The sequence below is a fragment of the Streptomyces sp. NPDC001902 genome, assembly GCF_042891295.1.
Classification (GTDB): domain Bacteria; phylum Actinomycetota; class Actinomycetes; order Streptomycetales; family Streptomycetaceae; genus Actinacidiphila.
Map to the genome: position 1 here is coordinate 262,486 of NZ_JBIATA010000009.1, position 6,999 is coordinate 269,484.

Sequence of the window (6,999 nt, forward strand, 5' to 3'; positions counted from 1 at the left end):
AGAGTCGTGACCGACTCTGCCGCATCCCTGTACCCCCCGGAGCGACTCGAACTCGCCCGCAAGGCCGCCGCCGACGCGGGACTCGACGCGCTGCTCGTCTCACCGGGCCCCGATCTGCGCTACCTCACCGGCTACCACGCCCACCTCACCGAGCGCCTGGTGTGCCTGGCGCTGCCGGTGCTCGGCGACCCCTTCCTCGTCGTGCCCCACCTGGAGAAGCCCGGTGCCGAGGCCTCCCCGCTGGGCGCGCTCGGCGTCGACGTCGTCGGCTGGGGCGAGACCGAGGACCCGTACGCCCTGGTCGCCGGCCGGCTGCCGCGAGGGACCGCTCGGGTCGCCGTCGACAACCACATGTGGGCCGAGAAGGTGCTCGCCTTCCGCACGGCCCTCCCCGGCGCCGAGCAGAGCCTGGCCGGCGACGTGCTGCGCGAACTGCGGATGCGCAAGTCGCCGGCGGAGACCGAGGCGCTGCGCCGGGCCGCGGGCGCCATCGACCGGGTGCACCGCCGCATCGGGGAGTGGCTCAGGGCCGGGCGCACCGAGCGCGAGGTCGCCCGGGACGTCGCCGACGCCGTCATCGAGGCGGGGCACACCACCGTCGACTTCGTCATCATCGCCTCGGGCCCGAACGGCGCCAGCCCCCACCACGAGGTCTCCGACCGGGTGATCCGGGCCGGTGACCCGGTCGTCGTCGACATCGGCGGCACCACGCAGGAGGGCTACTGCTCCGATTCCACGCGCACCTACGCGGTCGGTGAACCGCCCGCCGAGTTCCGCGAGATGTACGAGGTGCTGCGGCGCGCGCAGCACGCCCAGACCGATGCCGTCCGCCCCGGCATCACCGCGGAGGAACTCGACGCGATCGGGCGGGACATCATCGCCGCGGCCGGCTACGGCGAGCACTTCATCCACCGCACCGGGCACGGCATCGGTCTGGAGACGCACGAGGAGCCGTACATCGTCGCGGGCAGCTCCCGTCCGCTGGAGCCGGGCATGGCCTTCTCCGTCGAACCCGGGATCTACCTCCCGGACCGTTTCGGCGCCCGCATCGAGGACATCGCCGTCTGCACGCCCGAGGGCGGGGAACGGCTCAACCAGACCTCCCGGGACCTGGTCGTCCTGTCTGTTTAGTCCGATGTGTTGACTCCCGGTACGGCAGGGGGGTATTCCGTACACGCGACCGTGTGCGCGGTGCGTTCGCCGCGCGCGGCGCACACGTCGTGTCAAGGGCCCAGCAGGAAGCGGCAGTCGGGGGGCCGGGCATGTTCGACGGCGAGCGTGACTTCGGGGTGCGGCAGTGGACGGTCGGCGGCACGACCGTGGTGGAACTGACGGGGGAGCTCGACCTGTGCGCCGGCGTGCGGGCGGGCGCGCGTCTGGACGCGGTCACCGGCGGGCCGCGGCCCGACGTCGTGGTGGACCTGCGCGGGGTGAGCTTCATCGACTGCAGTGGTCTGTCGGTGCTCATCCGGGCGCGGAAGCGGACCCTCGACCGCGGTGGCCGGTTCGGCATCGTCGGCGACAGTCCCTGCGTGCTGCGGCTGTTGCGGCTCACCCGGACGATCCGGGTCTTCACCGTCCATGACGACCTGGCCTCCGCGCTGGCCGCGCCGGGCGCCCCCGATCCCCCCGCGGCGGACGGCGCCATAGCGTGAGCTCACCCGGGCAGCGGCGCCAGCACGATCCAGACCTGGCCGCGGGCGAAGTTCACCGGCTGCCCGTCGGGCGTGGTGAAGCGCGTGCCCCCGGCGGCGTCGGGCCGTGACCACCGGGCGTCGTACGCCTTGCCGTCGCGCAGCACCACCGCACGCCCGGTGCCCACGGTCTCGCTGTACGGGGAGGTGTTCCCCCACCGGTCCTGGAAGCCGGAGGAACGGACCGTGACGTACTGCACGACCACCGTCGGCGCGCCCAGCCTGCCGCCGTCGGTGGTGGTGGCCGGGTCGCCGTCGAACGAGATCAGCCAGCGGTCGCCGTCGGCCGACCAGTGCAGGCCCACCGAGCCGTTCGGGTAGCGCACGGTGCGGTCGCGCTCGGGGGTGCCGCCGGGCGGTGCGGCACCGAAGCGGAAGCCTATGTCCCGGGCGGCCGAGGCGTCCGGGGCCGCGGCGAGCAGCCGCTCCGGGGTGGCGTACAGGTTGTGCGGGGCGGGGCGCGAGCCGTCGCGCACGTAGGCACCGGGGGCGTGAGCGGGGGAGACGTCGTGCACCGGCGCCGCCGCCACCACCGGCAGCAACCTGGACTGCGCCCCGGAGAAGGCGAGGGCGGGGCGGCCGAACTGGCGGAGCAGTTCCAGGTCCGACTCGCGGGCGCTGCGCACCGGGCCGACCCGTTCGGGCAGTTGGGAGGAGAAGACGGCGAGCAGACGGGTGAGGCCGGACTCCACCTGCTCCACGTAGACGAGGTCGGCCCGGTCCAGCCCGGTGTGCGGGCGGGCGGGCCCGACGTTGTCGATCTTCACCGCGAGGACCGGGCCGCGGGTGCGTCCGGGCAGTCCGGTGAAGGGCGAGCGCGCGACCGCGGTGGTGCCGGGCACCGAACCCGTCGAGGAGGGGGAGGGCCCGCCGGGCGTCCGCTCGGGGCCGCCGCAGCCCCGGCTGACCAGGAAGACGGTGAAAACCGCCAGCACGACCAGGACCGCCGCTCTCGCGGGACGTCTGGGTGCTCGGGCCACGACGGCCACCCCCGTGCTGCATAGGTATGCTGCTTACGGAAAAGCCATTTGCCGAATCGTTGCGCGTATTCCTAGTATCCGCCACATGGAGCCGGTACCCCAGACGGCGGACGCGACCGCCTACCTCGCAGCGGACGAGGTGATCGACCACGGCCACCCGCTGGTCCGGGCGACCGCCGCCCGGCTGCGGGCGGAAGCCCCCGATCCGTATGACTATGCCGAAGCGGCCTACACCTTCGTCCGCGACGCCATCCCGCACTCCGCCGACTCCGGGGACCCGCGCGTCACCTGGCGCGCCTCCGACGTCCTGGAGCAGCGCACCGGCATCTGCCACGCCAAGGCCCACGCCCTGACCGCGCTGCTGCGCGCCGAGGGCATCCCCACGGGGCTGTGCTACCAGCGGCTCGCCGACGACGACGGCACCGGCGCCCTGATCCACGGGCTCATCGCCCTCAAGCTGCCCGGACACGACCGCTGGGCCCGGCAGGACCCGCGCGGCAACAAGCCCGGTGTCGACGCCCGGTTCTCCCTCCGGGAGGAACGGCTGGCCTGGGTGCCCCGCCCCGGACTCGGCGAACGCGACTACCCCGGTCTCCACGCCACCCCGCCGCCCGCCGTGCTCACCGCCCTGCGGCAGGCTGTCGACCGGCCGCATCTGTGGCGGCTGCTGCCCACCGACCTACCGGACCAAGAAGACCGATGACCTCACACACCCCCCTGACCCTGACCGTCGACCCCGCCGTGCGCGCCCTGGCCCCGGGGTTCGCCCACCTCGCCGTCGAGGCCCGCGGCCTGGTCAACGGGCCGAGCGACGATGCGAGCGCGGCCCTCCTCGACGACGCGGCCCGCCGCCTGACCGAGCGCCTCGGCGGCCGCGCCCCGCACGAGGACCCCCACATGGCCGCCTGGCGCGCGGCGTACACCGCCTTCGGCGCCAAGCCCTCGCGCACCCGCAACTCCGCGGAGGCGCTGGCCAAACGCGCCCTCGCCGAAGGCGGGCTGCCCCGCATCAACCGGCTGGTGGACCTCTACAACGCGATCAGCGTCGCCCACCTCGTGCCCGTCGGCGGTGAGGACACCGACCACATCCACGGCGGCATGACCCTCGTACGGGCGACCGGCGACGAGAAGTTCGAGACCGTGGCCGGCGGTGAGCCCGCCGTCGAGCACCCCGAGCCCGGCGAGGTCGTCTGGCGCGACGGGACCGGGGTCACCTGCCGCCGCTGGAACTGGCGGCAGGGGATCCGTACCCGGCTGACCGAGGAGTCGGTCAACGCGCTCTTCCTCCTGGAGCGGATGGATCCGATGCCGATGGCCGACCTGCGGGCCGCCGGTGAGGAACTCGCCGCTCACCTGCGGGGGTTCAACCCCGGCGCGGAGGTCACCGTGCACGAGCCGGTCTGACCCCCGCGCCCGGTCACTCCGCCTTCGCGCCGCGCTCCCGGGCGGCGACGTCCTCCGGCGTGGGGGCGCTGCCGCCCAGGTGCGCGGGCAGCCACCAGTGGTCGTTCGGGCCCGACGGGCGCCCGGTGTACACGCGCTGCGCGTCCTCCAGTAGCTCCTGGACGCGCAGCCGCAGCCGCCGGGTCAGCGCGCCCGGCTTCTCGTCCGCGTGGGGCGTCATCTGCTCGCCCACCCGGATGGTGATGGGGAAGCCGTTGCGGCCCAGCTGGCGCGGCTGGTCCTTGGTCCACAGCCGCTGCGTGCCCCACAGGGCGACCGGCAGCAGGGGCACGCCCGCCTCCATCGCCAGGCGCGCGGCACCGGACTTGAAGGACTTCAGGGTGAAGGACTGGGAGATGGTCGCCTCGGGGAAGACCCCGATGATCTCGCCCGAGCGCAGCGCCGTCAGCGCGTGCTTGTACGCGTGCATGCCCTCGGAGCGGTCCACCGGGATGTGCTTCATGGCCCGCATCAGCGGACCCGACACCTTGTGCCGGAAAACCGACTCCTTCGCCATGAAACGCACCAGCCGCTTCGCCGGGAGCGCTGTCAGCCCCGCGAACACGAAGTCGAGGTACCCGATGTGGTTGCTCACGAGCAAAGCGCCGCCCTTGCGCGGCACATGTTCGGTGCCGGCGATGTCGAAGCGCAGTCCCTGCACCTTGAACATGGTGCGGGCGAAGCCGATGACGGGCGGGTAGACGAGCTCGGCCATGTGTGGGGCCCCTTCTTCGTAGGGGGTGGCCCCCGGCGGAAGTTACGCGGCCGTAGGTTTGGGCCGCCGGCTGATCGTGCCCCGTAAACGGGTGCCGTGTCATCCCGCGTGCCCGCCGTGTGGCGAGATTCTCGTCACGTCACCCGGTCGTACGACGCACCAGCAGGTACATCTCGCATCCGAGGCAGTAGCCGAACACCGCGTTGAGGAAGGCCGCCGCGAGCGCGCAGGCCGTCGCCGCCAGGCCCAGCCAGGCGAGCCCCGTGGCGTAGCCGGCGAGCCCGACGACCGCGAACGCCAGTCCGACCGCCTGCGCGAAGCGCGGCGGCGCCGGGTCCTCGGTCTCGGTCGGCGGCCCCAGGCGGGGCCGTACCGCCACCCGGTACAGCAGGCCGTACGGTGAGTTCTGGACACCCGCGGCGGCGCCCACCGCGAACACCAGCGCCTGGACGGCCAGCAGCCAGGCACTTCCGGTGACGAGGACGGCGGCCAGGACGACACTGGTCACGCTTGCGCCGAAGCGCGGTCCACGGGCATCAATGGCGTGAGGGCTCATACCGGCCATGATTCCGGAACGGACGCCGTCCGGACCCCCGGGAATCATGGCGGTCGTGTGAACGCTGCAACGGCAGGGAGGGGCGAAATGACGGGACTGGTGGTGTGCGTCGCCGTGCTCGTGGCGGCGGGGATCTTCGGCATCCTCCACAAGCGCAGGGACGGAAGGGTACGGGTGCGGGACAAGGACGCGGCACAACAGCTGACGGCGGGTGAGATCGGCGCGGAACTCGGGGAGCGGGCCACGCTCCTCCAGTTCTCCACCGCCTTCTGCGCGCCCTGCCGGGCCACCCGCCGCACCCTCGGCGAGGTGGCCGGCATGGTCGACGGCGTGCGGCACGTGGAGATCGACGCCGAGGCCCACCTCGACCTGGTGCGCCGGCTGGGCGTCGTCAGGACGCCGACCGTCCTGGTCCTCGACGCCCGCGGCACCGTGGTGCGGCGCGCGTCGGGCGCGCCGCGCAAGGCCGACGTCATCGCGGCGCTCGGCGCGGCGGTGTGACCCCCGCGCGCGGTGTCATGACCCCGGTCCCATGCGCCGGGGCGCCCTTGACGCGGCGCCGGTCTGATCGTCAGTCTGACGTTATGTCGCGAGACCTCCTTCTGTACTCCCGCTTCGACGTCGACCTCGGTCGGCACGCGAGCGCCCGCTGTCACGGCCGTTGAGTGCCCAGGACTCCGCACCCCTCCGGCTCGACAGCACGACGAAGGACAACTCCATGACCGCCTCTCCCGACCTCGGCACGCCGGCCGCGACCTCCCTGGGCGCCGTGCCCACCTCGATCCCCGCGCCCGCCCCGGTCCCCCTGCCCCCACCGCCCGCCGTGACCGGCGCCTTCGACCCGACCGAATTCGACCCGACCGCCTTCCGTGCCGTCTTCCGCCGTCACGCCGCCGGGGTCGCGGTCATCACCGCGGCCGGTACCCGCCCCGCGGGCTTCACGGCCACCTCCCTCACCTCCGTGTCCGCCGAGCCGCCCCTGCTGTCCTTCGGGATCAGCACCGCCGGCTCCGCGTGGCGCACCGTCGCGGAAGCCACCCACGTGGGCGTCCACATCCTCGGCGAGCACCAGGAGGAGGTGGCCGCCACCTTCGCCCGCAGCGGCGCCGACCGCTTCGCGCCGCCGACCGCGTGGGGACCCGGCCCGTATGGAGTACCGCTCCTGGAGGATGTCCAGGCCTGGCTGGTCGCCCGTGTGGTGGCGCGCATACCCGCCGGTGACCACCGCATCGTCGTCGCCCAGGCCGTGGCGGGCGCCCCCGAGGGCGAAGCGGCCCGCCCGCTGCTCTACCACCACGGGCGCTACAACGCGCTGCGCCACTGAGTCCCTCCATCAGGCCCCGGGTCGGCAAGGTCACAGTCCACCGCCCTTGCCTGCCGCGGGACCGACGGCTGTACTGGCGAGTAATATTTCTGCCGGAGCGCCGTGCGTCCCAACGGGGAGCCGCCGTCGAAGGCGCCTATGCTGCCTTCACAAGGGCAGTTGACGTACCCATGCAGCAGTAGGAGTGCAGGCGTGAGCTTGAGGATCGTTGTCGCAGTGAAGTACGTGCCTGATGCCACGGGTGATCGTCACTTCGCGGGGGATCTGACCACGGATCGGGATGCGGT

Annotated in this window: 9 protein-coding genes and 1 pseudogene; 7 read left to right on the forward strand and 3 right to left on the reverse strand. The window is 73.2% G+C overall.

The features are described from left to right. Window positions 1-6 precede the first annotated feature (6 nt). Together ACFYYN_RS17950 and ACFYYN_RS17955 are read left to right on the forward strand one after the other, a co-directional pair. Complete coding sequence (locus ACFYYN_RS17950; RefSeq protein WP_500546549.1) at window positions 7-1,131, forward strand: M24 family metallopeptidase; 1,125 nt, start codon at window positions 7-9, stop codon at window positions 1,129-1,131. 131 nt (window positions 1,132-1,262) lie between these two features. Next, on the forward strand, window positions 1,263-1,655 hold the full coding sequence (locus ACFYYN_RS17955) for an STAS domain-containing protein (RefSeq protein ID WP_500546550.1): 393 nt from the start codon (window positions 1,263-1,265) through the stop codon (window positions 1,653-1,655). 2 nt (window positions 1,656-1,657) lie between these two features. Here the strand turns inward: ACFYYN_RS17955 and ACFYYN_RS17960 are convergent, their stop codons facing one another. After that, window positions 1,658-2,674, reverse strand: a complete 1,017-nt coding sequence (locus ACFYYN_RS17960) for a DUF3048 domain-containing protein (RefSeq protein ID WP_500546551.1) — start codon at window positions 2,672-2,674, stop codon at window positions 1,658-1,660. Between the two features lie 85 nt (window positions 2,675-2,759). On the opposite strand from ACFYYN_RS17960, the gene ACFYYN_RS17965 reads away from it, so the two are divergent. Beyond that, window positions 2,760-3,377 carry a transglutaminase-like domain-containing protein gene (locus ACFYYN_RS17965; protein WP_500324375.1) on the forward strand — a complete coding sequence of 206 codons (618 nt, stop codon included), beginning with the start codon at window positions 2,760-2,762 and terminating at the stop codon, window positions 3,375-3,377. Then, window positions 3,374-4,078: a B3/B4 domain-containing protein gene (locus ACFYYN_RS17970; RefSeq protein WP_500546552.1), complete on the forward strand. Its 705-nt coding sequence runs from the start codon at window positions 3,374-3,376 to the stop codon at window positions 4,076-4,078. Before ACFYYN_RS17965 ends, ACFYYN_RS17970 begins: the two co-directional genes overlap by 4 nt. Window positions 4,079-4,091: 13 nt before the next feature. On the opposite strand, the gene ACFYYN_RS17975 is transcribed toward ACFYYN_RS17970, so the two are convergent. Further along, window positions 4,092-4,832, reverse strand: coding sequence for a lysophospholipid acyltransferase family protein (locus tag ACFYYN_RS17975; protein WP_500324373.1), 741 nt, complete (start codon window positions 4,830-4,832; stop codon window positions 4,092-4,094). A 139-nt stretch (window positions 4,833-4,971) separates the two neighbouring features. Beyond that, complete coding sequence (locus ACFYYN_RS17980; protein WP_500324372.1) at window positions 4,972-5,388, reverse strand: DUF4395 domain-containing protein; 417 nt, start codon at window positions 5,386-5,388, stop codon at window positions 4,972-4,974. Window positions 5,389-5,475: 87 nt separating this feature from the next. Between ACFYYN_RS17980 and ACFYYN_RS17985 the strand changes: the two genes are divergently transcribed. The 3 genes and pseudogenes from ACFYYN_RS17985 to ACFYYN_RS17995 all read left to right on the forward strand — a co-directional run. After that, the gene (locus tag ACFYYN_RS17985; protein WP_499510722.1) at window positions 5,476-5,889 is read left to right on the forward strand and encodes a TlpA family protein disulfide reductase; all 414 of its coding nucleotides are present in this window, start codon (window positions 5,476-5,478) and stop codon (window positions 5,887-5,889) included. A gap of 217 nt (window positions 5,890-6,106) precedes the next feature. Continuing rightward, entirely contained in the window at window positions 6,107-6,712 is a 606-nt protein-coding gene (locus tag ACFYYN_RS17990; RefSeq protein ID WP_500546553.1) for a flavin reductase family protein, read from the forward strand. Between the two features lie 192 nt (window positions 6,713-6,904). After that, window positions 6,905-6,999 (forward strand): annotated as a pseudogene (locus ACFYYN_RS17995) (electron transfer flavoprotein subunit beta); the annotation flags it as partial.